General features: G+C 41.5%; 26 protein-coding genes and 1 pseudogene. 12 read left to right on the top strand and 15 right to left on the bottom strand.

What is annotated here, in order from left to right; genetic code table 11:
- Complete coding sequence (locus tag CSV69_RS09840; protein WP_099693305.1) at window positions 1-1,047, bottom strand: NAD(P)/FAD-dependent oxidoreductase; 1,047 nt, start codon at window positions 1,045-1,047, stop codon at window positions 1-3.
- Window positions 1,048-1,168: 121 nt separating this feature from the next.
- On the opposite strand from CSV69_RS09840, the gene CSV69_RS09835 reads away from it, so the two are divergent.
- From CSV69_RS09835 to CSV69_RS09820, 4 genes are all read left to right on the top strand, one after another.
- Window positions 1,169-1,963, top strand: a complete 795-nt coding sequence (locus CSV69_RS09835) for an ABC transporter ATP-binding protein (protein ID WP_099693304.1) — start codon at window positions 1,169-1,171, stop codon at window positions 1,961-1,963.
- Window positions 1,964-1,966: 3 nt separating this feature from the next.
- Complete coding sequence (locus tag CSV69_RS09830) at window positions 1,967-2,899, top strand: iron-hydroxamate ABC transporter substrate-binding protein (RefSeq protein WP_099624899.1); 933 nt, start codon at window positions 1,967-1,969, stop codon at window positions 2,897-2,899.
- A 71-nt stretch (window positions 2,900-2,970) separates the two neighbouring features.
- Window positions 2,971-3,978 carry a FecCD family ABC transporter permease gene (locus CSV69_RS09825; protein WP_099693303.1) on the top strand — a complete coding sequence of 336 codons (1,008 nt, stop codon included), beginning with the start codon at window positions 2,971-2,973 and terminating at the stop codon, window positions 3,976-3,978.
- Window positions 3,975-4,982 carry a FecCD family ABC transporter permease gene (locus CSV69_RS09820; RefSeq protein ID WP_099693302.1) on the top strand — a complete coding sequence of 336 codons (1,008 nt, stop codon included), beginning with the start codon at window positions 3,975-3,977 and terminating at the stop codon, window positions 4,980-4,982. The genes CSV69_RS09825 and CSV69_RS09820 overlap by 4 nt, the downstream gene beginning before the upstream one ends.
- A gap of 41 nt (window positions 4,983-5,023) precedes the next feature.
- On the opposite strand, the gene CSV69_RS09815 is transcribed toward CSV69_RS09820, so the two are convergent.
- The 3 genes from CSV69_RS09815 to CSV69_RS09805 form a co-directional block, all read right to left on the bottom strand.
- Complete coding sequence (locus CSV69_RS09815; RefSeq protein WP_099693301.1) at window positions 5,024-5,956, bottom strand: 3-hydroxyacyl-CoA dehydrogenase family protein; 933 nt, start codon at window positions 5,954-5,956, stop codon at window positions 5,024-5,026.
- A gap of 69 nt (window positions 5,957-6,025) precedes the next feature.
- A complete protein-coding gene (locus CSV69_RS09810; RefSeq protein ID WP_099693300.1) occupies window positions 6,026-6,676 on the bottom strand; it encodes a 3-oxoacid CoA-transferase subunit B in 651 nt (216 codons plus the stop codon).
- 15 nt (window positions 6,677-6,691) lie between these two features.
- Window positions 6,692-7,387 (bottom strand): CoA transferase subunit A, encoded by a 696-nt coding sequence (locus CSV69_RS09805; protein ID WP_085427621.1) that lies wholly within the window; start codon window positions 7,385-7,387, stop codon window positions 6,692-6,694.
- A 114-nt stretch (window positions 7,388-7,501) separates the two neighbouring features.
- On the opposite strand from CSV69_RS09805, the gene CSV69_RS09800 reads away from it, so the two are divergent.
- The gene (locus CSV69_RS09800; protein WP_099693299.1) at window positions 7,502-8,368 is read left to right on the top strand and encodes a LysR family transcriptional regulator; all 867 of its coding nucleotides are present in this window, start codon (window positions 7,502-7,504) and stop codon (window positions 8,366-8,368) included.
- 108 nt (window positions 8,369-8,476) lie between these two features.
- On the opposite strand, the gene CSV69_RS09795 is transcribed toward CSV69_RS09800, so the two are convergent.
- The gene (locus CSV69_RS09795; RefSeq protein WP_099624900.1) at window positions 8,477-10,033 is read right to left on the bottom strand and encodes an ABC-F family ATP-binding cassette domain-containing protein; all 1,557 of its coding nucleotides are present in this window, start codon (window positions 10,031-10,033) and stop codon (window positions 8,477-8,479) included.
- Between the two features lie 191 nt (window positions 10,034-10,224).
- Window positions 10,225-11,705 (bottom strand): annotated as a pseudogene (locus tag CSV69_RS09790) (BCCT family transporter).
- A gap of 544 nt (window positions 11,706-12,249) precedes the next feature.
- On the opposite strand from CSV69_RS09790, the gene CSV69_RS09785 reads away from it, so the two are divergent.
- The gene (locus CSV69_RS09785) at window positions 12,250-13,383 is read left to right on the top strand and encodes an amidohydrolase (protein WP_099693298.1); all 1,134 of its coding nucleotides are present in this window, start codon (window positions 12,250-12,252) and stop codon (window positions 13,381-13,383) included.
- Window positions 13,380-14,141, top strand: a complete 762-nt coding sequence (pgeF, locus tag CSV69_RS09780) for a peptidoglycan editing factor PgeF (protein WP_099693297.1) — start codon at window positions 13,380-13,382, stop codon at window positions 14,139-14,141. The genes CSV69_RS09785 and pgeF overlap by 4 nt, the downstream gene beginning before the upstream one ends.
- A gap of 33 nt (window positions 14,142-14,174) precedes the next feature.
- On the opposite strand, the gene CSV69_RS09775 is transcribed toward pgeF, so the two are convergent.
- The 7 genes from CSV69_RS09775 to CSV69_RS09745 all read right to left on the bottom strand — a co-directional run bounded on the left by CSV69_RS09775 (window position 14,175) and on the right by CSV69_RS09745 (window position 20,091).
- Window positions 14,175-15,491: a DUF4179 domain-containing protein gene (locus tag CSV69_RS09775; protein ID WP_099693296.1), complete on the bottom strand. Its 1,317-nt coding sequence runs from the start codon at window positions 15,489-15,491 to the stop codon at window positions 14,175-14,177.
- Window positions 15,484-16,008, bottom strand: coding sequence for an RNA polymerase sigma factor (locus CSV69_RS09770; protein ID WP_099624903.1), 525 nt, complete (start codon window positions 16,006-16,008; stop codon window positions 15,484-15,486). The genes CSV69_RS09775 and CSV69_RS09770 overlap by 8 nt, the downstream gene beginning before the upstream one ends.
- Window positions 16,009-16,135: 127 nt before the next feature.
- Window positions 16,136-16,774 carry a class F sortase gene (locus CSV69_RS09765; RefSeq protein ID WP_099693295.1) on the bottom strand — a complete coding sequence of 213 codons (639 nt, stop codon included), beginning with the start codon at window positions 16,772-16,774 and terminating at the stop codon, window positions 16,136-16,138.
- Window positions 16,775-16,810: 36 nt separating this feature from the next.
- Window positions 16,811-18,172 carry a copper amine oxidase gene (locus tag CSV69_RS09760; protein ID WP_099693294.1) on the bottom strand — a complete coding sequence of 454 codons (1,362 nt, stop codon included), beginning with the start codon at window positions 18,170-18,172 and terminating at the stop codon, window positions 16,811-16,813.
- A 166-nt stretch (window positions 18,173-18,338) separates the two neighbouring features.
- On the bottom strand, window positions 18,339-19,052 hold the full coding sequence (locus CSV69_RS09755; RefSeq protein ID WP_099693322.1) for an anti-sigma factor: 714 nt from the start codon (window positions 19,050-19,052) through the stop codon (window positions 18,339-18,341).
- Entirely contained in the window at window positions 19,045-19,608 is a 564-nt protein-coding gene (locus CSV69_RS09750) for an RNA polymerase sigma factor (RefSeq protein ID WP_099693293.1), read from the bottom strand. Before CSV69_RS09750 ends, CSV69_RS09755 begins: the two co-directional genes overlap by 8 nt.
- 135 nt (window positions 19,609-19,743) lie before the next feature.
- Window positions 19,744-20,091, bottom strand: a complete 348-nt coding sequence (locus CSV69_RS09745) for a DUF378 domain-containing protein (RefSeq protein WP_085427632.1) — start codon at window positions 20,089-20,091, stop codon at window positions 19,744-19,746.
- Between the two features lie 170 nt (window positions 20,092-20,261).
- On the opposite strand from CSV69_RS09745, the gene CSV69_RS09740 reads away from it, so the two are divergent.
- On the top strand, window positions 20,262-21,191 hold the full coding sequence (locus tag CSV69_RS09740; RefSeq protein ID WP_099693292.1) for a patatin-like phospholipase family protein: 930 nt from the start codon (window positions 20,262-20,264) through the stop codon (window positions 21,189-21,191).
- Window positions 21,192-21,254: 63 nt separating this feature from the next.
- A complete protein-coding gene (locus tag CSV69_RS16810; protein WP_157129956.1) occupies window positions 21,255-21,410 on the top strand; it encodes a hypothetical protein in 156 nt (51 codons plus the stop codon).
- Between the two features lie 29 nt (window positions 21,411-21,439).
- On the opposite strand, the gene CSV69_RS09735 is transcribed toward CSV69_RS16810, so the two are convergent.
- Complete coding sequence (locus tag CSV69_RS09735) at window positions 21,440-21,667, bottom strand: group-specific protein (protein WP_099693291.1); 228 nt, start codon at window positions 21,665-21,667, stop codon at window positions 21,440-21,442.
- Between the two features lie 175 nt (window positions 21,668-21,842).
- Here CSV69_RS09735 and CSV69_RS09730 point away from each other — a divergent pair, with 175 nt between their 5' ends.
- From CSV69_RS09730 to CSV69_RS09720, 3 genes are all read left to right on the top strand, one after another.
- The gene (locus CSV69_RS09730) at window positions 21,843-23,171 is read left to right on the top strand and encodes a TrkH family potassium uptake protein (protein WP_099693290.1); all 1,329 of its coding nucleotides are present in this window, start codon (window positions 21,843-21,845) and stop codon (window positions 23,169-23,171) included.
- Window positions 23,172-23,414: 243 nt separating this feature from the next.
- Window positions 23,415-24,338 (top strand): ABC transporter ATP-binding protein, encoded by a 924-nt coding sequence (locus tag CSV69_RS09725; RefSeq protein WP_099693289.1) that lies wholly within the window; start codon window positions 23,415-23,417, stop codon window positions 24,336-24,338.
- The gene (locus tag CSV69_RS09720; RefSeq protein ID WP_099693288.1) at window positions 24,316-25,254 is read left to right on the top strand and encodes an ABC transporter permease; all 939 of its coding nucleotides are present in this window, start codon (window positions 24,316-24,318) and stop codon (window positions 25,252-25,254) included. The genes CSV69_RS09725 and CSV69_RS09720 overlap by 23 nt, the downstream gene beginning before the upstream one ends.
- Window positions 25,255-25,413: 159 nt before the next feature.
- Here CSV69_RS09720 and CSV69_RS09715 read toward each other — a convergent pair whose 3' ends face one another.
- Window positions 25,414-26,868, bottom strand: coding sequence for a protein adenylyltransferase SelO (locus CSV69_RS09715; protein ID WP_099624911.1), 1,455 nt, complete (start codon window positions 26,866-26,868; stop codon window positions 25,414-25,416).
- Between the last annotated feature and the right edge of the window lie 117 nt (window positions 26,869-26,985).

Below are 26,985 nucleotides of genomic sequence, written 5' to 3'. Positions count from 1 at the left end.
TTATATAAGTTGTTTCACTAATTCACGATTTCGTTCCTTGAACAGTTCGTTATGAGAAGAGACCATTCCGTTCTGATTCGCTTCAGGGTCAATATACTTCTTGGCGCAGTTCACGGCATTGGCAGCATCTTGGAATGCTCCCGCGATTAAGTGCAACTTGCCGTCATGGCTTAGCACATCACCAGCCGCATACATCCCTTCTATGGATGTAGCGCTCGTGCAAGTACCTGCAATTTGGTCGTGCTCTGTTAGCTCCACACCTAGCTGCTGATCGCCAATCAATGAGGTATCCCGCTCGTAGCCGTGATTGATGATCACTTCATCCACTGCTATCGTTACGACTGTCCCATCGTCAGTATGTTGCAGTTCAACTTTCTCGATCGCACTATGATCTTCAGACGCAATGAACCGAGTAATATTCGTATTGAAGTGGCAGACAACACCACTCTCCAAAAGTTGTCGCACTTGCGCTTCATGGCCATTCAAATTGTCTTTCCGATAGGTTAAATATACTTCTTTAGCTATCGGTTGTAATTCATTTGCCCAATCGATTGCTGCGTTACCACCACCCGATATGAGAACAGTCTTGTCTTTGAAACGTCCTAGAGACTTTACCGTATAGTTCAAATTCGATACTTCAAAGCGTTCCGCCCCTTCTACTTCGATCTTCTGGGGATTTAATATACCTGTTCCTGTCGCTACTATTACTGTCTTACTGTAGTGAATCGTACCGGAAGAACCATGCAAAGCAAAGTAATTTTCTTTTGTCTTTTCAATTTTAATAATTTTTTCATTGAGTACTACTTCAGGATCAAATGTTAATCCTTGAGCTACAAGACGCTCGATTACCTGTGCACCTGGAGCAGGAGTAATACCCCCGATGTCCCAAATCATTTTTTCTGGATAGACATGGACTTTCCCACCGAGTTGCGGCTGGTATTCAATGACTTTCGTCTTCATTTCGCGCAATCCACTGTAAAAAGTAGCATATAATCCTGCAGGTCCACCGCCGATAACCGTAACATCCAGTAGCTGATCTTGTTTCATTTCATCTTCTCCTTTTAAAAAGTAATTGACAACGCTCGCATTTCAATTTATAGTTTTGATTATACTGATATTGATAATCATTATCAATGATTATTTAGTAGGAAAGGTAGGAGCCCATAAAATGGTTCGCTTGTACACAGAAAATCTGCAAGTTTCATATGATGACCGCCTCATCGTCAAAGGGCTGTCGGTAAAAATACCTGACCAGAAAGTAACTGCAATTATTGGAGCAAATGGATGTGGCAAGTCCACTTTCTTAAAAGCCGTTACTCGCTTAATTCCACATCAAGCTGGAGAGGTCGTGCTGGATGGTGGAAGTATCGTCAAACAAAAGACGAAACAACTTGCACAAAAGATGGCGATTCTTCCTCAAACACAAGAAGCCGCCAGCGGATTGACTGTTGGTGAGTTAGTGTCCTATGGTAGATTTCCTTATCAAAACGCGATGGGACGTCTAACTCCCCATGACATGGATGTCATCAACTGGGCACTTGAAGTTACCAATACGACTGATTTTAAACATCGTCAAGTCGACGCGTTATCCGGAGGTCAACGTCAGCGTGTGTGGATTGCGATGGCTCTTGCCCAAGAGACAGACATCATATTCCTCGATGAGCCCACTACCTATTTGGATATGGCACATCAGTTAGAAGTACTTGAGCTGTTGCAAAGGCTCAATGAAGAACAGCAACGCACCATCGTCATGGTTTTACATGACTTGAATCAGGCAGCACGTTTCGCTGATTTCATCATTGCGATGAAAGACGGAGAAATTATTCGTGCCGGCATGTGCGAAGACGTAATTTGCCCCGACATACTGCGAGAAGTATTTCGCATCGACGCTGAAATCGGAACGGATCCACGAACGGGTAAACCGTTATGCATCACATATGATCTACTCAAAGGAGACGAATAACTGTTGAAGAAATTTCTATTACCTGCCCTTTTGCTAATCGTACTTGCGTTAGCAGCTTGCGGCAATAAACAAGATGAGCCCGCGAAAGAAGATACACCTGCAAAAGAAGAAGAAACAAACGGCACCATTACGTATGAATCTGAAGATGGTCCAGTAGAAGTACCGGCTGACCCTCAACGTGTCGTCGTATTATCAAGTTTTGCTGGTACTGTGCATGAATTGGGCGTTAATTTAGTAGGAGCAGAATCTTGGTCAAAAGATAATCCTAGTTTTGATTCATTCCTGAAAGATGTAGAAGAAGTTTCGGATGAGAATATCGAAAAAGTTATCGAACTAGAGCCAGATCTAATTATCGGACTTTCCACTATCAAGAACATTGATAAATTCAAAGAAATCGCGCCTACTGTTACGTATACATATGGCAAAGTAGACTACTTAACACAGCAAATCGAGATCGGTAAATTATTGAATAAAGAAAAAGAAGCAACAGAATGGGTAGATGCATTTAAAGCACGTGCACAGCAAGCTGGAGAAGACATTAAAGCGAAGATCGGAGAAGACACGACGGTTTCCGTTATCGAAGAGTTCGACAAACAAATTTATGTCTTCGGCGATAACTGGGGTAGAGGGACAGAAATTCTCTATCAGGAAATGAAATTGGCTATGCCTGAAAAAGTAAAAGAAATGACGGAGAAAGACGGATATTATGCGCTATCTGCAGAAGTTTTGCCTGAATTTGCTGGAGATTATATTATCTTGAGTAAAAGTGATACAGGAGATAATTCATTCTTGGAAACAGAAACATACAAGAGTATTCCCGCTGTCAAAAACAATCAAGTCTATCAGGTAAACACAGCAGAATTCTCATTCAACGACGCCTATACACTTGATAATCAGCTTGATTTCTTTATCGAAAGCTTTTTAGGAACTAAGTAATTAAACGAGATGGGGCTCTTCTTCACTGAAGAACCCCTTTTTTTATGACAAGAAAGGAGCGGATGAATAGGATGGAAAAACCGGTTAGAAAAGCTATTCCGTTTAGTCTCAAACTTTTTGCCAGTGCAATACTATTACTAATCAGTTTCTTATTTGCCATGAAGCTTGGTGCCGCTCACACTTCATGGCAAGACGTCTTGCTTTCATTCACAACAAGTCAAGAGAGTAACATTCTGATACTGAAAGAAATTCGTTTCCCACGTGAAGTAGCTGCCGTGTTTGTAGGTGCTGCTTTGGCCGTTTCCGGAGCTATCATGCAAGGCATGACACGAAACCCATTGGCTGATCCTGGATTGCTCGGACTAACGGCTGGAGCGAATGCAGCACTTGCGATTGCACTTGCATTCATTCCAACGATTAATTACTTCGGCATCATGACGGCTTGCTTCATAGGGGCTGCTGTCGGTGCGCTGATCGTTTTCGGCATTGCATCCGCAAAGCGTGGTGGCTTTGCACCCATCCGACTTGTATTAGCCGGAGCAGCGGTATCTACGTTTCTATTTGCCATTGCACAAGGTGTTGGCTTGTATTTTAAAATTTCAAAGGACGTGGCAATGTGGACGGCTGGTGGATTGATCGGCACGTCATGGGGACAACTGCAGACGATTGCACCTGTTATTATGATTGGAATTTTCATTGCATTATTATTATCACGTCAATTGACGTTATTAAGCCTTAATGAAGAAGTAGCGATTGGGCTTGGACAAAACACGTTCAAAGTAAAAGTTATGTTGTTTATCATTATTATTTTATTGGCTGGGGCTGCTGTGGCTTTGGCCGGCAACTTGGCATTTGTTGGTTTAATGATTCCTCATATCGTGCGTGCCATTGTAGGAACGGATTATCGGTTCATCCTCCCTGTTTCAGCAATTATCGGTGCTGCATTCATGTTGCTTGCCGATACAGTCGGTCGCATGTTGCAAGCGCCGTTTGAAACGCCTGTTGCTGCATTAATCGCGGTGATCGGCTTACCGTTCTTCCTATTGATCGTACGCAAGGGAGGTCGTGCTTTCTCATGATTCTTCCACATATTAAAAGAAAGCAGCGAATTTTAGTTGTCTTGTTTATTGCGTTGATTATCTCTTTAAGTATTCTTGCTATTGGTTTAGGCTATGCATCTATTGAATGGAGTCGGTTACTTCCTACCCTCCTTGGCCAAGGCACGTTTAAAGAAGAGTTTGTTCTGTTTTCCATTCGCCTTCCGAGGATTATTATCACGTTACTCGCGGGTGCGGCTCTTGCTTTGTCAGGCGCTATTTTACAAGGCATTACACGGAATGACCTCGCGGATCCAGGTATTATCGGTATTAACTCTGGAGCTGGAGTCGCGATTGCGGTATTTTTCTTGTTTGTACCAATCGAAGCCGGTGCATTTGCTTATTTGCTACCGTTAGTAGGATTTGCTGGAGCAATTATCACGTCTATTCTCATTTACCTTTTCGCGTATAGCCGAAAAACCGGTTTACAACCTATGCGGCTTGTACTGGTCGGGATCGGCTTCTCGATGGCACTTTCAGGCGTGATGGTCGTGTTAACTTCTTCTGCAGATCAAGAGAAAGTGGATTTCATATCGAGATGGATAGCGGGAAACATTTGGGGAACTGATTGGCCTTATATATGGGCACTTGCTCCTTGGTTACTACTCTTGATTCCTTTCGCTTTATTTAAAGCACATCGACTCGATATGTTGGGATTGAATGAAGCGGTCGCTACAGGAATTGGCGTATCCATCGAACGCGAGCGTATAGTTTTATTGCTGACAGCAGTAGCTCTTGCAGCCTCTGCTGTATCCGTAACAGGCGGCATAGCGTTTATCGGCCTGATGGCACCTCATATTGCTAAATCACTAGTCGGACCGCGCCATCGTATAAATTTACCTATCGCAATTCTACTTGGTAGTTTTCTGCTATTGCTTGCCGATACGATCGGACGAAACATTCTAGATCCTAGCGGTATTCCCGCTGGTATTATCGTATCGTTGATCGGTGCACCGTATTTTTGCTATTTATTGCTGAAGAAATGAAAAACGCCAGAATTCCCTTTATGGGAGTTCTGGCGTTTTCATTATATCCCTCGATCCTTTTTAACATAACGAATCAGTTCTTTTTCTCGTTCTGTATTCATCTCTTCCGTAAATTCGGCACTCCACTCGTAATATCCCTTGCCCGTTTTACTTCCAAGATCACCTGCATCCAATAATTCTTGCATACTAGACGCAGATTGTTTTGTGTTCGACAAATCCTTGTATAAATAATTCGATATATCCGTGTACACATCTAAGCCACCCATATCTGCAGATAGAAATGGTCCGGTGATAGGTAATCTTCTACCGATACTGTAAAGCACCGCTGCATCGATATCTTCTTTTGTCGCGATGCCTTCTTCTAAAATATGCTGTGCTTCACGTAACAAAGCGAACTGCAAACGATTCCCTACGAAACCGGGTGCTTCCTTTTTGACCTCAATGGGCTTTTTATTCATCTCGGTCATTAACATCATAGAACGTTCGACTGTCTCATCATTTGTTTTCGACCCGCGAACTACTTCAACTAATGGGATTAAATGTGCGGGGTGCCAAAAATGCGTGATCACCGTACGTTCAGGATGTTTGGTTTTAGAAGCGATATCAGTGGGACTGATTGCTGATGTATTACTTGCCAAAATAACTGTCGGATCGCAAAGCTCGTCCAATTGTTTAAAAATCTGCTGCTTCAACTCCAAACGTTCAGGTACTGCTTCGATAATGAACGTCGCATCTTTTATCGCTTCTTCCATTGTAGTGACTGCAGTTACCCTGTCTTTTACTAACTGCACTTCTTCAATTGCCAATAAGTCATTATCTGTTAGCACCTGCAACTTACTATCGATACTTGCAAGAGCGTGCTCTAGTTCTTTAACAGCAATACCGTACATTGTCACATCGTATCCAGCCCATGCAGCACTTAGGGCAATGGAATGGCCCATCGTTCCGGAGCCTATTATCGCTATTCTTTCCATAGTCTACCCCCTACTCATTACTTGAATGCAAAGGACGATACCTGTACTAAAGGGTATCGTCCACTTATATTATCTAGTCTTGAAATCAGATGAAATCGTAAAGGATGCTTCTGTCTTTTCCTTGACCTCATCTATAGTAACACCGGCAAATGTTTCAACCAGAACCATACCATCATCCGTGAAATCAAATACAGCCAAGTCTGTGATAAGTCGATCTACAACGCCTAGACCTGTTAACGGTAACGAGCACGTAGACTTAACCTTTGATTCACCGTGTTTATTGACATGATCCATGATGACCACCACGCGTTTAGCGCCGACTACTAAATCCATGGCGCCGCCCATTCCTTTCACAACTTTCCCCGGAATCATCCAGTTGGCCAAGTCTCCTTGTTCAGAAACTTCCATACCACCAAGAATCGCCAAGTCGATATGTCCGCCTCGGATCATCGCGAACGATTCCGCGCTATCAAAGAAGGATGAACCGGGAACTGTCGTAATAGTTTCTTTTCCCGCATTGATTAAATCTGCATCTTCTTGCCCTTCTACTGGGTAAGGTCCGATACCAAGCAATCCATTCTCAGACTGTAATAACACTGTCATGCCATCTGGTATTTCATTCGCTACTAGTGTGGGCATACCGATCCCAAGGTTCACGTTCATACCGTCTTGAATTTCCTCTACCGCACGTTTTACGATCGTATTTCGTGTTTCCGTCATGTTCATCTCTCCTTTTTACGCTTTTCTCACTGTTAGGCGTTCAATGCGCTTTTCATAATCTGTCCCGAGAAGTACACGCTGGACATAAATACCCGGCGTATCAATTTCTTCTGGAGTAAGTTCGCCAGCTTCAACGATTTCCTCTACTTCTGCAATCGTAATTTTACCTGCAGTTGCAGCCAGTGGATTAAAGTTCATAGCCGTCTTGCGGTACACCAGATTTCCAAGTGTGTCGGCCTTCCATGCTTTAACAAGCGCAAAATCTCCAACGATGCCTTCTTCAAGCAGATAGGTCTTACCGTTAAATTCTTTTGTTTCCTTGCCTTCCGCAATCGGTGTACCTACTCCAGTTGCCGTATAGAATCCTGGAATCCCCGCACCGCCTGCTCTAATTCTTTCTGCAAGCGTACCTTGAGGACTTAGTTCTACTTCTAGCTCTCCATTTAGGAACTGTTTTTCAAACATCTTATTTTCTCCAACATAAGAAGCAATCATTTTTTTAATCTGTTTATTTACTAGTAACTTACCAAGACCTGCATCATCTACTCCACAGTTATTGCTGGCTACTGTTAAATTCTTTACACCACTATCGCGTAATGCTTCGATTGACTTTTCGGGAATACCACATAAGCCGAAGCCTCCGACAATCAGCGTAGCACCATCTTGAATATCTGAAACCGCTTCCATAAATGAATTCATCACTTTACTCATACTGTAACCTCCTTCAGACTCTTAGTAATAGTGTACAGAGTTCTGACTTATATGTAAAATGAATATATTGAATGAATTTTATTCCCGATTGGAATAAAGAAAGGTCGGATGATCATGGAACTTAAAGACTTTCATGCTTTTATAGAAGTGGCTAACCACCTAAGTTTTACAAAAGCGGCTGAGCACTCATATATATCCCAGCCTTCTTTAAGTAAATCAGTGAAAAAGATTGAAGAGAAATTGAATGTTGTACTGTTTAACCGCTCTACCCGTGGTCTCCGACTGACAGATGCAGGGAATATTGTATATGAACAAGGACAGCAAATTGTTCAATTGATCGGCGAACTTCCTATCATGCTAGAAGGCCTGGCAGAAGGTGTTTCAGGGGATATCAAGATTGGTATGCCACCGTTAATTGGCACATTATTTTTTCCGCAAATCGCAAAAAACCTTTCAGAGAATTATCCTCATATTAAAATCGAGCTACATGAGCATGGAGCTCGTATTGTCGAAGAACTTGTAGAAAAAGGACAGATTGACGCGGGTATCATCGTGCTTCCAACAAATACAGATCTTTTCAATGTACAGCCTTTTATATCTGATAAGTTTTTTCTTTTTGTACATAAAGACCATCCATTTGCACAGCTTGATTCCATTGCACTATCCGATTTACAAGAAGAATCTCTTATACTATTCTCCAAAAGTTTCGCATTGCATCGTAATATCATCAGTGCGTGCAAAGATGCAGGTTTCAATCCGACCGTATCTTACGAAAGTTCGCAATGGGATTTAATTATTGAATTAGTTGCAGCAAAACTTGGTATTACACTCCTTCCTCAATCGATTTCAACAAAAGTCACGAATGAAAGTATCGTCATGATCCCTCTACAGAAGCCGGATTTATTGTGGAAGCTTGGCATTGTGACTAAAAAGAATAGCTATCATTCATTCGCATTGAAGAAGTTTATGCAGATGTTTTAATCTGCTAAACGTATCTCTCCCTTATCTGATGATTCGTGAATGAACGCTGAAAACTCCAGCCAAATAATCGGCTGGAGTTTTTGTTTCACGTGGAACAAATTGGTTTGCTTAGAACATCTTCGTAGTCCAAGTTTCCCCGTTCCATATAGTAGATACGATACCTTCATAAAAGTCCGGCTCATGTGAAATCAGCAGGATACTTCCTTTGTATTCTTTCAATGCACGTTTTAGTTCTTCTTTTGCATCGTAATCCAAGTGATTAGTCGGCTCATCCAAAACTAATAAATTCGTTTCACTATTTACTAGTTTGCAAAGACGCACTTTCGCACGTTCTCCCCCACTCAGTACTTTCACTTTACTTTCAATATGCTTTGTCGTTAATCCAACACGCGCTAAAGCCGAACGAACTTCATATTGAGCAAGATGTGGGAACTCACTCCAAATCTCTTCTAGACAGGTGTTATCCGTATCGGCTTTCATTTCTTGTTCGAAGTATCCGATCGAGAGATGCTCGCCCTGCTCTACTTTACCTGATAGAGCTTTTATTTCCCCGAGAATACTTTTTAGCAATGTGGTCTTACCGATACCATTAGCCCCTGCCAATGCAATCTTCTGTCCACGTTCCATGCTAAGATTCAACGGTTTGGATAAAGGATCATCATATCCAATAACCAAATCTTTCGTTTCAAACAAGTATTTTCCGGGTGTTCTTGCCGTTTTAAAATCAAAATGAGGTTTCGGCTTTTCTGAATCTAACTCAATGATATCCATCTTATCTAGCTTCTTCTGTCTTGACGTTGCCATCCGGCTAGTTGCAGCATTGGCTTTATTACGGGCTACAAAATCTTTCAGATGAGAGATTTCCTTCTGTTGCTTCTTATAAGCCGCTTCGACTTGTTGCTGTCTCATTTCATGCACACGCAAAAACTCGTCGTAATCTCCTGGATAACGAGTAACCTGTTGATTTTCCATATGATAGATCAAGTTGATGACACTATTCAAGAACGGAATATCGTGAGAAATCAAAATGAATGCACCAGGATACTCTTGTAAGTACGTACGCAACCATTCAATATGCTCTACGTCCAAATAGTTCGTTGGCTCATCAAGCAATAGGATATCAGGTTTTTCAAGTAACAATTTTGCTAGTAATACTTTTGTACGCTGCCCCCCGCTCAAAGCGTTTACGTCAGTATCCAATCCAAACTCGTTCAATCCAAGTCCATTTGCCACTTCTTCCACCTTGGCGTCAATCATATAAAAACCACTTTGCTCCAATGAGTCTTGAATTTGTCCAGTCTCTTCAAGCAAACCTTCCAGTTCATCTGGCTCTACTTCACCCATCTTCGCAAAAAGACCGTTCATTTCCGTCTCCATATCATATAAATACTGAAACGCTGTACGCAGCACATCACGTATGGACATCCCTTGCTTCAAAACGGCATGCTGATCCAAATAGCCGATACGCACACGCTTCGACCACGTCACCGTTCCTGCATCCGGTTCCAACTTATGCGTAATAATGTTCATGAATGTAGATTTTCCTTCTCCATTTGCACCAACTAATCCTATATGTTCACCCGATAATAAACGAAATGAAACATCGTCAAAAATGGCACGATCACCAAAACCGTGACTAATATTTTTTACTGTTAATAAACTCATACTGTACACCTATTCCTTTTCAATTGTTTCAACAAAATCTGTATATGCTATTTTAACATTCTCAACGTGCAATTGCTTAAGAAATGAAAAAACAGGATATAAACGCAGCGAAACGATGCCTTACCACATCCTCGAACGTACAATCTAAACAAAAAAGGAACATGCAGTCAAACTCGCATGTTCCTCACTTTTTATTTCATTTTGTATAACTCTTCATTCATTGACTTGAACAACGCATACATCATCAATAAAATGACGAACGAGAACGGCAATGCCGCTATGATAATCGTATTCTGCAAAGCAAGAAGTCCACCTGCATAAAGCAAAATCAATGCGATTGTCGAAACAATAACACCCCAGATAACCTTCACGGAGTTTGGTGGCGTCAACGAACCATACGTCGACTGCATACCTAACACGTAAGTCGCTGAGTCAGCCGATGTGATAAAGAACGACGTAACTAGAAGAATTGCAAACAGTGATAAAATTAATGAAAATGGCATGGCATTAAACATTTCGAATGCGACAACTTCCATATCCAATGACGCCAAATCTGCTACTCCATTGTTCTGCATTTCAATTGCCGTTGTACCAAATGTAGAGAACCATAGGAATCCGAAGAATGAAGGAACAAGCAAGACACCTGCCATAAATTCACGAATCGTACGTCCTTTAGAAACACGCGCAATGAACATACTGACAAATGGAGACCAAGAAATCCACCAAGCCCAGTAGAAGATTGTCCATCCATCTAACCATCCACGATTTTCGCCGTTAAGTGGAGCCGTACCCATACTCATGTCGATGAGATGTGTAAAATAGCCACCCACAGTATCAGTGAACATATTTAGGATGAGTAAAGTAGGTCCAAGAATTAGGATTAATCCTAAAAGTGCTACCGCTAGCATTAAGTTGATATTGGACAAATAGCGTATTCCTCTACTTAATCCTGACCAAGCTGATCCGATAAATAGAACGGTCACGACGGTTACGATGATAATTTGTGACTGGATACCTATCGTGAAACCAAATAAGTAATCCAAGCCTGCGTTAATTTGAACGGCACCCAATCCGAGTGATGTTGCTACACCGAATGCTGTTGCAAATACTGCAAGTACATCAATGACAGTCCCTAAAGGACCTTTTACTTTTTCTCCAAAGATCGGCTTCAATGTTGCCGAAATTAGGCCCGGTTCACCTTTTCTAAACTGGAAGTATGCCAAAGCCAAAGCGACCATTCCATACAGAGCCCAGATGTGTAGACCGTAGTGTAAAAATGTTTTCCGCATGGACTCTTTAAAAGCAGCTGGTGTGAGTGCTTCCTCAGTTGCAGGTACTGCATAGTGGGATAAAGGTTCTGCGGCACCATAAAACACTAGTCCGATTCCCATCCCAGCCGAGAATAGCATCGCTATCCATGTAATGGTAGAGAATTGCGGACGATCTGTATCTTTTCCCAACCGGATTTTACCGTAGGGGCTGAATATCATAAATAACTAAGCAACAATAGCGCTGTCATGATCAACATGTAGTACCAACCAAAAGTAGATGCTACGAAAGCTTTACCAGCTGACGTAATTTCCTCGAAATGGACTGGATTTATTACTCCATAGCCAACCGCTATTACGATTAACACAATAGTAATGTAAAATACTTTTGAAATTTTCTTCATAGTTCCCCCTTAATAGATGAATTGCACAAGCAGGTTTACACTATACTGTAAAAACAGATGAAAATCAAACACATATGCACTATTTATTTGATGAAATCAGTATACAGTATAAGCAAAACCTTACAGTACCACGTTTTTTATACACTTATGCAATTACAACTTTTTTTATACATGCTTATAAAAAGGCTTTACTTAGGAAAACTAATAGATGGCTTCATGTGTACTAACGGAATCCGTGTTGTATCTTCGCGAAATATTTCTTGTGTTTTCTTACACAACTCTATTTTTCATTTTCATCGAATGTAACTTGTATATGAATAATCGCCTGTGTGGATTTAACCTACTAACATACTCATTGCAATTACTAAGCGTTTCACCCCCCTTCCTCCTTTAGTTGATAAGCTTCGTATTACTTTACTATTCTCGAGTAAGTGTTTTGAAAAGTCAATTTATTTATGATGATTTACTATTATTTTTTTGTGATTTTCTAGTTGGTATGTTTTACTTTTAAGATAACTACCTTTATGGAAGAGAGGCAAATCAAATGACTAACCCAATAACCTACATTGAACAGCATAAGAATCAACTCCTACAAACCTATAAAGAACTACACGCAATCGCTGAACCTAGCTGGCAAGAACAGCAGACATCCCGATATTTACAAGATAAGCTTTCGTCTGCAGGATTGACTATTACTACGTATACAGGGCATCACGGATTTATTGCGGAGATCGCTGGTAAAAAGGAAGGAGTTATCGCATTGCGCGCTGATATGGATGCATTAGTGCAGGAAGTCAATGGTGAAGTGATAGCTAACCATTCTTGCGGACACGACGCACATAGTACGATGACTCTATATACGGCACTCGCTTTAAAAGAAATTGAAGAGAATTTACATCATACGATCCGCTTCATTTTCCAGCCAGCAGAAGAGTTAGCAGAAGGCGCGTTGCAAATGATGAAAGAAGGCGTGCTCGATGATGTATTGTTCCTAGGCGGCTTGCACGTGCGTCCTCACACGGAAGTTCCTTTCGGTAAATCAGCACCCGTAATCTTGCATGGCTCATCAGCGACCATTGTAGGAACGATTACGGGCACACCAGCGCATGCGGCGAGACCTGAAGAAGGCAATAATCCGATTGAAGCAGCGAGTTCTCTCATCCAGTCACTGCGTCAAATTAGATTACTTGGGAATAAAAAGTTTTCTATCAAAATGACAGAGTTGCACGGCGGCGAGACGAGCAACTCTATACCAGCCAGTGCGCGATTTACGCTCGATGTTCGTGCCGAAACGAATGACACAATGGATTCTTTACTGGCAAAAGCTCGCCACATCATCCAACACACTGCCGCGTTGACAGAGACGGAGATTATATATGAAGAAGAGGGCTATTCCCCTGCCGCTACAGAAAATGCAACGGCTGTACGACTAGCCCAGCAAGCAATTGGTTCTGTACTGGGAGAAGAAAATGTAGAGGGTCCTTGTATTTCTCAAGGCGCAGAAGATTTTCACTTCTACACATGGAAAACACCTGATATTCCCGCCACGATGATTGGACTTGGTTGTGATTTGAAACCAGGCTTGCATCATCCGCAGATGTCGTTCAATACCGATGCCTTAATTTATGGCGCACAAATATTAACCGAACTATTGCTGAATGCGGATCAAGAATTATGAAAACTGTCATCTATCAAGGACATGACAATTTACTACTTGGCATGACGATGAAAGACTGTAGTGAACCCGAGTCTAACAACACTGCCTTGCACGCATGTATTTCCAAGGAAGACGTACTGCATAATCGTCAACAATTGGCTCGTGATTTGCAGTGTGGAGTGAAAGACTTCGTATTTGCCAATCAAACACATAGCGCAAACTTTCATAAAGTGACAACTCAAGATCGAGGGAAAGGTGCGTTGCGGCAAGACACGGCAATAGCTGACACCGATGCACTGTATACCTTTGAACCCAATATTGTACTTTGTAGCTTAACGGCAGATTGCGTGCCTGTCTTATTTTACAGTGACGATAGCACATTGATTGGAGCCATTCATTCAGGATGGCAAGGCACTGTGAAAGAAATTACTTTGAAGTTATTCCGCCACTTACAGCATTATGAAAACTGTGATATGAGTCATATTCATGTCCAAATTGGTGCAGCACTTAGTCAAGAGAAATTTGAAGTGGATGAGGATGTCTATAAAAAATTCCACGAGCTTCGCTATGCCGACGAGTGGATTTCTTATAATCAGGATACAAAAAAGTATCACATCGATAATCAACTGATCGTGAAAAAACAATGTGAGCTAGCAGGGATACCCGATGCTCACATTACGATCGATCGTACTTGTACGTATCGGAGTCCACACGGCTTCTCTTATCGCCAAGACAAGCAGGCAGGCCGTCATGTCAGTTTTATTAAACGAACAACCTAAAAGTGCAGTGAGGAGACTATCCCCACTGCATTTTTATTTTAACTCTAATTTAATATCACCTTCAAGATAATTCGGGTAAGCAAATAATTCTAGCTTCAATGGATTTACATAATCGGTCCGATCAAAGTTCAAATCCCAATGTGTTGCTTCCCCATCACCATATTTACCTGTTGAAGGGGTTTCCACCTCTTTCCCGTTTGCATCAACCGCAGATCCAATAAAGAAAAACGGAAACTCCTCATCACCCGTATGATTCATGATGAATTCAGCATGATGTTTAGTGGATTCTAACAACTGAATCTTTTGATCTTCTGGCTGATTGATCCATTCACCCGTTTCCGTGTTCACTTCCGCAAAGGCATCCTCTGCTCGTAATGCCTGCACTTTATTGATGCGCAAATACAGTTTTTCGGGTTTTGAGAAATAATTGCTTTGCAGGAAATACGTAGACTTCCCATCCTCCCCACCGAACGCTGTCGTACCGTTTCGAATAGATCCCCACACCTCGCCTTTTTCATCTTCCAATCGCATATCCTCGAATTGTAAAATTTTCATCGTATTATCTGGATCAATAGAAACTTTTACACCTACTCGTAATGGGGAGATCGTGATGTTTTCAATCCGAAATTTCTGTCCTTTGATTTCTACTTCTTTATCTATTGAATAAACCTCACTTGGCTTAACTTGTTCAGGCACCGTAAACGGTACAGTAAACACCGTTACTTCGCCTTTCAATTTGATGGCTACTTCCAAATCAAATGACTGATTGTGCGAAGTATATTGTTCACCAAACTGATAATCTATACGATCTTTGTACGTATAATTCTCTCCTTCATCCATCATATTCCCATAAGAAAAGCTACCTTCGGAAATTCCTTCCGCTTGTAAATTGATATAGTCGACTCGTAAGCCTTTCAATGAATGATCGGATGCAATTGTATAGAAAATATTAATTCCCGACTCATCTAAAATGACGCCATCTACCGTCAGTGTTTTGTCGTCAATCGTTTGAGTCGCTCCGATTTCTTGATAATAGTCGTTTTGAATCGCCGCATCGAGCCCTTTATCCATCGCAATCAATTCCACGAACTTTTCCAGACCTGGAATGGAAGCTACTGCATTGGCGAAGACAGGAGATACGCGAATAGACGTAATGAATGTCAGAAGCAACAATGCTACAACCGCTACACTTCCGAAGAATCTCTTTCGTCTCCTTCTACTCTCTCGCTTTTCTTGCCGCGCCCTTTCCATGCCTTGACGGATCGCTTGATCAGCTTCAGATAAAGGTAGTTGCTGTTGATCCAAACGGTCTTTCAGTCGCTTCAACTGCTCTTCTTCTGTCTCATACATGATCACTACCCCCTTTATCTTCAAAGTATGACCTCAGCGTATGCATCGTCTTATGAAGCCTAGACTTCACTGTGCCCTCTGGAATATTTTCCGATTGTGCAATATCTTTAATTTTCACTTCCTGAAAATATTTTAAATAAATTAATCGTTGCTCTTCATTAGATAACGTAGCTAACGCTTCCCTCATTTCAAGATACGAAATATCCTCTGCGGATACAGTCTCCAATCCACTGGCGTCTACAGTAAATCGTTTACGTAGTTTTAACTGATCTTGGCAGTAATTCATCATAATCCGAATGAGCCACGTCTTGAGATAATTCGAATCTTTCACTGTCGCAATTTTTTTATATGCGCGATACGTTACTTCCTGTAGTGCTTCGATCGCGTCATTTTCATTTCGCAGAAAAGCCAAGGCTGTCCGCAGAAGCGGTTCCTTATATAGTTGCATCACAGCCAGAAACGCGTCATCATCGCCGGCTATTGCTTTTCTATGCAACTCTTTTTCATTAACCTTCATTGGACTATCACCTCTTCTTCTAGCTTCTTATACATTAGACTCTACAACAGCTAAAAAGTTCACGGCACTTTTTATTTATTTTTCTGCATAAAAAAGATGCCTATTCTTACTAGGCACCTCACTTTATTTATTCTGCTCCTTCTACTAATTCAGTATAGACAACGAGTCGATCATCATGTGTTTTCGCTTTACGATCCCACGATCCTGTACACGTGATTAAATTCAATCCACTGCCATACGTGAAGCCAAATATCTCATCAACTGGTGCATCAGTACGTGGATATGCGACCTTCTTTACTACTGCGAAACGTAACATTTCCCCGTCTTCGCCATGTATCAAGACTTCATCGCCAATTTTCATCTTATCCAATTCATAAAATATGGCTGGGCCCGTCTTTGAATCTACATGTCCCGCAATAACTGCACTCCCCCTACCGCCAGGCTTTGTACCCGGTGAAAACCAGCCTGCCTGATCAGGGTCTTGTGGGACTCCCATCTGACCATTATCCAAACGCCCGACTTCTTCGATTGGAGCCTTCACGTCGAGTGAAGGAATTTCAATTACTTTCGGCTCGATCCCAACCCGTTTATCTTCTAATGAAAATTCCTCCGCTGTACGTAAGGGAACAATCGGCATATCTTCCACCTCAGCTACTTCTATAGAGGAAGAAGCCTTCACAACTTTCTCTTGTGGCTTGGCCTCGGGCTGTGTACAACCAGCCAACAGCATTGCACCAATGAGTACTTGTATATATAGTTTCATCATCTACACGGCTCCTTCCTAAAAAAGTAGTGTATTCTTTTATTGCTGTGCTGCTGTTTTTCTACGAATCAAGACTAGAGATGTGCCTGCGATGAAGATCATGCTTAATGTGACCCATAGCACCGTATAATCCGTTTCTTGACTCATTCCGCCCATTCCTGTTTTCGGCATGTCAGCAGGCATTGCAGAAGCAAACTGATCTGGGAACTGGTCAACAATCGCACCAGATAATGCGGTTCCTACACCAAACATATGACTGTATGCTTCGTGAATATTGTCATATGTTGCTTCGTAGTCCTCATCTACATAGCTATCGAATGCCATTAGTAATTGATCGACGTGCATCTTCAAACCTTCTTCGAGATCTGCGGCTTTCAATCGACCTTCCGTTGCCGTATCCAAAAATGCTGCTTGTGTTACACGGTAGGCATCCAAATCTGCCATGGCCTTGTCTTGTCCTGCTTTATCTTCTTTCGCTGTTGCTTGTACATAATCCACAAAGTAGCCAATATGACTGCTCCAGATTTCATTGAACTGTTTTGCCCCTTCAGCACCGTATACCGATTCCACAGATTTCGTTAGATCTTCTGTATTGGTGTTTAAAATAGCTGCAGCTGCGTCAAAGTCTTTCGCACCGTCAATTCCCTTTTGCATAGCAAGTATCGCCAACGCTGCATGTGTTGAAAATTCATTGTTTAGTGATTCGCGTAAATCTGCAGCTTTCGTGTCTACGGATAGATTGTCGAATTTCTCAGGGAATTGGTCAGTGATCGCCCATGATAGACCTTTTCCCGTTCCGAACATGTGATGCATAGACTCTTTTAGACTTTCATATGCCTTATCGTAATCTGCTGCTCCATAGTTATCGAATGCCCAGATCAACTGATCGACGTGCATTTTCAAGCCTTCTTCTAGATCTGACGCCTTTAGACGATTTTCCGTAGCGACAGCCAAGAAGTCTGCCTGAGTGACACGGTATCCGTCTAGATCTTTAAGCGCTTTCTTTCTGCCTTCTTCATCTTTCTCAGCTGTTGCCGTAACATAGTTGACGAAATAGCCTATATGGCTGCTCCAGATTTCTTTGAATTGCTCACCTGCTTTGTCGCCGTAAACGGAACCTACTGCTTTCGACAATTCATCCGTATTTTCTCCAAGTTGTCCCGCGGCTGCTTCAAAGTCGGCGGCACCATCCAAACCTTTTTGCATAGTAATAACCGCCAAGTAGGCATGCTCTGAAAGAATGCTGTCGAGTGTTGCTCGTAAATCTACTGCTTTATTCGATACGGCTTCAGATGCTTTTCCTCCGTGTTCGTGTTCTGCTGCGTTTGTCAGAATCGCTCCTGTTGGAAATAGTAGTGACACACTCAATGGAATAGCTGCCCAAGTTTTTTTGAATTTCATAATCAATTGCTCCCTTATTCGTTTTTGTTATACAGCTAACGCAACGAATATCAAAACGGATCACTTTTTCTTAAAAGTTTTTTAAAAAACCATAAATACAACGTTGAATACAGCATGAAAAAGCCTGAACCCATCACTTTGCATGAAGGTTCAGGCTGTACTTCTACTATATTCCACCGGCCAAAATAATCTGGCCTTCTGGCGCTGAGAGGTTCGGTTCTTTCTCTACCGTGATCGCAACAGTATCCCATGTTCCCGAAAGATCTGTGAGCGGATGGCTAACAGTTCCTGTACCGGTTTCATTCGGCTGAACAATTCCCGCAGGATACGGCTGATCACCTTCTATCACCCAGACTTGATATAGTTCATCTTTAGAGAGCGTTGGTAAATCTTTGGCGTCGAGTAGCAATATATTTTGATTGCCATCTGCTATTAACATTGCGACTGCGGATGCACTTGTACCTTCTTGTGGTGCCAGTATACTTTGACCAATCAACTGGATTTCACTCTGCGCTATTTCAGGTTGCTTTTGTGTTTCTGAAAATAAGAAAGCATTCGCAACGAGTGAAGCAAATAACCCCGCAGCCAGTACGGATGTCACAGGACCCATACGCCGACGACTTTTTTCTTTAGTCGGCATCGATACCACTTTAGCTTGTTCTGGGATGTCAGGAAGTGAAGCAAATATACGCGTTTTTAAATTTGTCGGTACTTCTATCGCTTCTGACTCATAGGGTAGATCTTCTGTTAACATCTCCCACTCCATTAACTCTTCTTGACAGGACGGGCACTCAATCAAATGATTTTCAAATTGTCTCATCTCGTCTTCAGTCAGGGTACGATTGAAATAGTCAATCAGCATATGACATGATTCATTCATTTGACACCCCTCCTTCCTGACCAATAATTCCTTTTAAATGCTTTAATGCTAGCCGAATCCTACCTTTTACCGTTCCAAGTGGAAGCTTACAGTGTTCGGCAATTTTACTTTGGCTGAAGCCCTTAAAGTAAAACAAGTCAATAATTTCTCGTTGCTCTGCGCGTAGCTCCGCAATTGCTGTACGAATCACTTCACGCCGTTCATTCCATTCAGCTGTAACTTCTGTGGATACGGTCTCTTCAGTCAATGAATCTTTGTCCAACATCGGTTCATACTCATGGCGTTTAGATTTACGAAGCTCATCTATCGATTTATTTCGTGTCACGGTCAGTAGCCAAGAAGAAAATTTTCCTTTGTCTTCAGTATAGTGGTTCGTTCCATTCCACAACTTTAAAAAGACATCTTGCGTTACTTCCTCCGCCATAGTGCGGTTATTGGTCATTCGATAAGCAAATGAAAAAACCAATTTTTCATAACGGTCATATAATTGCTCAAATGAATGCCGATTATGAGCAACTGTTTGATAATAGAGTTGTACATCATCCGGTTCGGTCATAAGATCCTCCTTTTTACAGGTTTTTTCTTTTTACCTTACCACAGACGATCGAAAGACATCATTTACTAGACTCTACTATTTGTAAAAACATAAAAAAGAGGTGTTCCCGTTATAGCAACGAGAACGCCTCTTTTATTATTCTTTGGGATCCTCAAGCGACCGATCCACTTTTTTACGCTTTCCCTTCAAATCAAGCTCTTCTCCAAATTCTGTGTTGTAATTCACATTTCGAATTCGGTCAAACTGTTTATGAGGTTCTACTTTCTCATCCACATCAACAACCATTTCTTCATTCGATTTAACTAAAAGTCCAATTGTAGCTAATCCGCTTAGTCCCACAATGGCATAAACAATCTTAGCAAGAATCGTGTTTTGTCCTCCAAATACACTGGCAACCAAATCAAAGTTGAAAAATCCGATCAATCCCCAGTTAAGGGCACCAATAATGACTAACGCTAGTGCAATTCGCATAAATGTACTCATGTTGCACACCTCCTCCAACAATCTATAATCGAATCCAGTACATGTTTGTATAGATTCCTTATTATAGTTCACCGAATGAGACTTTTCATACATTTACATATGAAAATCGTTCTATTTCTTCAGTTAAGACCTTACAGTATAAGACTTATAAAAATGAAAGTAGGGATCACATGCGAATAAATGGAGTGTTTTCAGGTGGTGGATTAAAGGGTTTTGCGTTAGTAGGTGCGGTTCAAGAGTTAGAGGAACAAGGATATCATTTTGAAAATGTAGCTGGAACTAGTGCCGGTGCTATTGTAGCAAGCTTTTTGGCAGCAGGCTATACAGCTAATGAAATTGAAGTCATGTTGGCCGAAGAGAATTTTCAAGATTTGCTGGATCCAAGAAAGTCTCTGCTATCATTTCCATTTATGAAGTGGTTATCGCTTTATTGGAGAATGGGTTTATATCAAGGGAAAGCATTAGAGGATTGGTTTTTTGATAAGCTAGCCCGAAAAGGTTGTTACACGTTTGGTGATCTACCTAAAGGCTCATTGAAATTAGTAGCATCAGACTTAACGAACGGTAAAATGATGGTCTTGCCTGATGATTTAGAGCAATATGGATACGATCCCGATGGTTTTTCAATTGCAAAAGCTCTTCGCATGAGTTGTGGTATTCCATACTTTTTTGAACCAGTGCGCCTGATAGCCCAGAAAGGAACGATTGTTGTCGATGGTGGAATACTAAGTAATTTCCCGATGTGGATTTTCGATGAAGATACGGTGTCCGTAAAACGACCAGTAATTGGTCTCAAGTTAAGTAGAGATCAAAGCGAAGTACCTGGACGCTCTATTCGTAATGCTCTGCAATTATTCGAAGCGTTGTTTGCTACAATGAAAAATGCGCATGATGAAAAGTATATCTCACGTGATCAAGAGAAGAATATAATCTTCATTCCAGTAGAAGATTACAGTGCAACTCAATTCGATATGAATGAAGAAGAAATTGAAAACTTGCTGTCTATCGGACGTATTCGTACCAAGGATTTTTTGCTAACTTGGTCACCAATTCACCTACAGTTAGTCAGTCAGCGAAATGTCACACAAATGAAATATTAACTTGCATTCCTGTTTAAAACCCTGTCACTACGGGTAAATTGACTTATGAGGAGGGTTGCTATCATGACCAACTATAAAGAAAGTTCTATCTTCATCCGAGAGCTTGAACTACTCAGTGACGAGTACGATACTGCACCCGCCGATATCAAAACTTTTATCTTAGAAGATATTCAGTTACTTGAATCTGCGATCTCCCTTTTACAAAGTGATGTACAGTAATTACTTATCATATAGAGTCTGTTTCATGCTTACAAAAATAACTGTTGCATCTTACTATCACGTTCTGCACGTTCTACTTCCGTTGCCAAGTCATACTTTTTCAATAGATGAAATACCTCGTTCAACGTTTCCTGACTCAATTGCCTATTCAAAAATACATTACCACTTTCCACTAGCTCTTGCGGCATGAATGTTTGTTGTTCATTTAACTTTTGCACAACATCCTGCTGCGTGTGATCAATTGTACATTTGCTCATTTACATTCACTCCCTTGTCCACTACCATATCACAATATTCGGTGAACATAAAATAAAGACTTGTTGCTATATTGAAGAAGCCACAAGTCTTTTTGTGGTTTATTCATATAACTACTCTTTAACCGATACATACTACAAGCCATTTTGCATTCGATATACGGGAGATGAGCAACATATGACAACTATTTCAAAGCGCCGACGGACTATTTCTCCACCCGCACTGATTGCTTTGTCTTTTGCAATTACTATTGTAGTAGGGACTTTGCTTCTGAAATTACCTTTCGCGACGTATACACCAATTAGCTGGACAGACGCTTTTTTCACCGCCACTTCGGCAACGACTGTTACCGGTCTTAGTGTATTTGATATAAACACTACACTGACTTTATTTGGTGAGCTGATTGTACTTTTTCTGATCCAAATTGGTGGAGTGGGATTTATGGCATTTGCTGTGGCTATGCTGATGATTCTTGGAAGAAAAGTTGGAATGAAAAATCGCATATTTATTCAGGAATCGTTCAACTACCAATCGATTGGTGGCACGATTAAATTCCTGCGTGAAATACTTTTGTTCGTTTTCATAGCGGAAGGTATTGCATTTATTGCACTGTCATTTTTCTGGGTTCCTGAATTTGGATGGAAGCACGGCCTTTATTATAGTTTGTTTCATGTAATATCCGCATTTAATAACGCCGGCTTTTCCATTTTTCCAGATAACCTAGAATCGTTCGCTGGAAATTCCGCCGTCATCCTGATCTTATCTAGTTTATTTGTTATTGGCGGTATTGGCTTTATAGTAGTAGTGGATATTTGGCATAAGCGTTCTATACGACAATGGGCTTTACATACTAAAATGATGGTTTATGGCACATTGATCTTGAATGCGATTGCTACGTTGTTTTTGCTTATACTAGAATTTCACAATGAAAAAACCATTGCGGATCTGAGCTTTATAGATAAAGTGTGGACTTCTTACTTCCAAGCCGTCACGCCAAGAACAGCCGGCTTCAATATGATGGCTGTTGGTAATATGGAAGAATCCTCATTGCTTCTTACACTTCTTCTAATGTTTATCGGCGGAGGAAGCGCTTCTACAGCATCGGGAATTAAATTGACGACATTTATGATTATTATATTAGCGACACTTTCTTATTTTAGAGGCATAAAAGAACCACACATTTTCAAACGAACAATTAAAGCAGAGTTAATTGTTCGTTCCATGGCGATTGCTGCGGTAAGCTCTTGTGTAGTTTTCACCGCTTTATTTTTATTATCCATTACAGAAAGTATACCTTTCCTACCTGTCTTGTTTGAAACCATTTCTGCTTTTGGTACGGTAGGATTGTCCATGGGCATTACAGATGATTTAAGTTCCGCAGGCAAAGTCATACTTTGTGTTGTCATGTTCTTGGGACGAATTGGCCCGTTGACATTGTTTTTCTTACTTATTCGGGCAAAAAAGGAATCGTATCACTATTCGTACGATCAAGTGCAAACGGGTTGAATTACCTTTTAATTATTATTCTTAACCTTTCAGAGTTTATTCTGAAGGGTTTCCTTGTTGACATGAATAGCACTACTGGATATAGAAGGAAAAGTTGACATAGCTGTCTACTCTCTTATCTATACGAACTATTCGTAAAACGGAATTTGACCACGCTTAAATTTTTAAGTCTTACAACTTTTACGAATGAATATCGTTAAATACTATATGTACTCTTCATCACTGATACAAAAGGGAGGATCTATGGACATAAAACCAATAGTCGAATTACAAAACTTGACGAAAGTCATTGGCAACAAGAAAATCATCGATAATATCAGCCTATCTTTATACCCTGGTCAGATCACAGGATTCCTCGGACCAAATGGAGCCGGTAAAACTACGACCATTCGCATGATGGTCGGGCTGATGAAACGGACTAGCGGCGAAATCCTGATTGACGGGAAATCTCTTTCCAAAGACTTTGAAGAAGGTTTATCCAAAGTAGGCGTCATTGTAGAAAACCCTGAGATGTACAAATTCATGTCAGGTTACAAAAATTTACTGCATTTTGCACGCATGCAGAAGGACATCAGTAAAGAACGAATCAACGAAGTCGTTACACAAGTGGGATTGGAACAACGGATTCATGAAAAGGTTTCCACTTACTCGCTAGGTATGCGACAGCGTCTTGGTTTGGCACAGGCTTTATTGCACCGTCCTAAATTTTTAATTCTAGATGAACCGACGAATGGTTTGGATCCTGCTGGCATTCGGGAGTTTCGTCAACATTTGCGAACTGTAGCGGAAACAGAAGGGGTTTCTGTCTTTGTTTCAAGCCATATGTTATCCGAAATCGAATTAATGTGTGACCGGATAGCCGTAATCCAGAATGGTCGCCTTGTCGATATACGGGATATGTCAGAAACTACTCAATCTCATTATTACCTAGAATTGTCCCCTGCCGAAGAAGCAGAAAGTCTATTGATTTCCAAAGGCTTCACAGTAGAATCATTACCTGTCGGTTTACTACTCCAAGCCGAGAAAGAACAGATTCCATCTATCATTCAGCTTCTTACATCTAATAAAATTGAAGTATATGCCGTGCAACCACACCGTAAAACACTAGAGGATCAATTCCTTGAAATGACGGGAGGCGGACAAATTGCTGAATCCCATACAAAATGAATGGATGAAGTTATGGGCTAAAAAAGGTACATGGGTAATGACTATTTTGTTAATTATCTCAGTCATTGGCCTAATGGGATTGACTAAATGGATAAATAACCAAGATCGTACAGAGGCAACCGATTGGAAGTCCAATGCACAAGAACAGATAAACTATACAAAAGAGGCACTTGAGCTAGACCTTCCTGAAGTGGAACGTAAACAGAATGAGGAAACGGTTAAAGTTTTAGAATACCGTTTAGCAAATAACATTCCACCTCTTGCTGTAGATGGCCGGGAATCCTTGATTATTAATCCTGTCGGGGTTGGAAGCTTTGTCGTACTTCTAACAGTCATTGCAGCAGCGGGCATCGTAGCTTCTGAATTCTCCCAAGGTACGATCAAAATGTTACTGACGCGACCAGTTAGTCGTTGGAAAATCATGACGTCAAAGTACATTACAGTTCTATTCTTTGGCATCTTGCTCATGTGTATAGGATTTGCGGTAACTGTCATCAGTGCCTATATTCTGTTCCCTTCAGGTGCAGGTCAGGAACTGAAATTAGTCGGCAATGCGATCGTCCCTGTTTCGGTGTGGGGACATGGGCTGTATATGCTGATTCTATCTTTCGCCAACGTACTCATCACGGCTACGTTTGCCTTCATGATCGGCAGCGTGTTCCGCTCTAACGGAATGGCTATTGGTCTATCGTTATTCATTTTCTTTACAGGCAATACGATCGCTTTATTACTTTCACAATATGAAGTTGCGAAATACTTGGTGTTCACGCATATGAATCTGACGATGTATGAGACCAACTCTGTTTTTGTGGATGGAATCACGATGCCGTTCTCGCTTGTTGTATTGGCAGTATATATAGTGATTTTCTTGGTGATTAGCTACACTGTGTTTACGAAACGGGATATTACTGCATAGGATCTTTAAAGAATGAAGAGAGATTTTGAATGAATAGATGTGCTCTCTTGACCGAGCAGCAATCCCCTCGCATTCACTACTAACTCACCCTACATCCAGCCTTGAACTATGCTTTATTAAAAAAGAGATGCCCCATTGAATTTCCGGGGCATCTCTTTTTTATGTTCCGCAATACGTCTGAAAAGAACTTCCATCAGAAGGCGGTGTCGTGTATTCTTCTTGTTCTGCTGTATAAGCATAAGGGTTTTCAAGTACTTTGAGCAAACGGATAAACGGTTGCATATTACCTGTTTCAGCTGCCTTTAACGCTTCCTCCACCCGGTGATTTCTCGGGATGACTGATGGATTATGCTGTTTCATCAATGCTTCTACTTCTTGGACATCTTGAGGCTGACGTTGCAGTCGATCCATCCAGCGATCTTTCCAATCAATGAACTCAGGCGTGCCAAACATTTCTTCTTGTTGGCCAAGTGTCAATGAACGGAACGTGTTCGTATAGTCAGCCTGATGGTTTTCCATGATAGCAAGTAAGTCATTGACTAACGTTTCATCAAATTCTTCCTCATTGAACAGACCGAGTTTCGAACGCATTCCGCCCATCCACTCAGCAACATAAAGCCTGCCAAATTCAGCAAGCTTACCCTCTGCCAGTTTTACAGCTTCCGCTGGCTCTTCATGAAGCAATGGGACAAGCGTTTCGGCAAAGCGCGTTAAATTCCATTCTGCTATACCAGGCTGATTGCCGTAAGAATAGCGTCCTTGCACGTCAATTGAGCTAAAAACAGTTTTTGGATCATAGCTATCCATAAATGCGCAAGGTCCATAGTCGATTGTCTCACCGCCTATTGCCATGTTGTCCGTATTCATCACGCCATGAATGAAGCCGACCAGCTGCCATTTGGCAATCAAAGAAGCTTGACGTTGGATGACGTGTTCCAATAGCGATAAATAAGGTTGTGACTCTGATTTTGCTTCAGGAAAGTGCCGATTGATCGTGTAATCTGAAAGAGCCCGTAAATCCTCGACTACTTGTCTCGCCGCTGCATATTGAAACGTCCCTACGCGTAAATGACTTGAAGCAACTCTCGTCAACACTGCGCCTGTCAAAGCCTTTTCCCGCAAAACAGGTTCTCCTGTTACGGTGACAGCTAAACTGCGTGTTGTGGGGATATCCAGTCCGTGCATGGCTTCGCTGATCAAGTACTCTCGTAACATCGGACCCAGTGCCGCCCGTCCGTCCCCACCGCGCGAATAGGGTGTCCTTCCCGAGCCCTTTAATTGAATATCCACCCGATGCCCTTCAGGTGTGAGATGCTCCCCTAACAGCATGGCACGTCCATCACCAAGCATCGTGAAATTACCGAACTGATGCCCCGCGTAAGCTTGCGCAATAGGTTCTATTCCTTCAAGTCGTTTATTTCCGGCAAAGATCGCGATTGCTTCTTCAGAATGCAATTGTTTTTCATCCAGTCCTAGCGATACTGCTAATTCATCATTGGTCAGGACTAATTGGGGGGAGTCGACGGTATTCGGTTCCACTTCTGTATAAAATGCCTCCGGTAAGTCACAGTAGCTACACTCGACTTTCCATCCAATAGTTTGATTAGTTTTCATATATTCCTCTTCCCTCCATTTGTTGATCTAGAATAAATCATCAATTTCTATGGTGCTCTAGTTCAGGAAAAATATATTAACACCATTTAGACCTTTTTACTCAAATTATAAATATTT

The organism is Sporosarcina sp. P26b, assembly GCF_002743245.1.
Classification (GTDB): Bacteria; Bacillota; Bacilli; order Bacillales_A; family Planococcaceae; genus Sporosarcina; species Sporosarcina ureae_C.
Note: the sequence above shows the minus strand (reverse complement) of the source record. Positions and strands in the feature narration are given on the sequence as shown.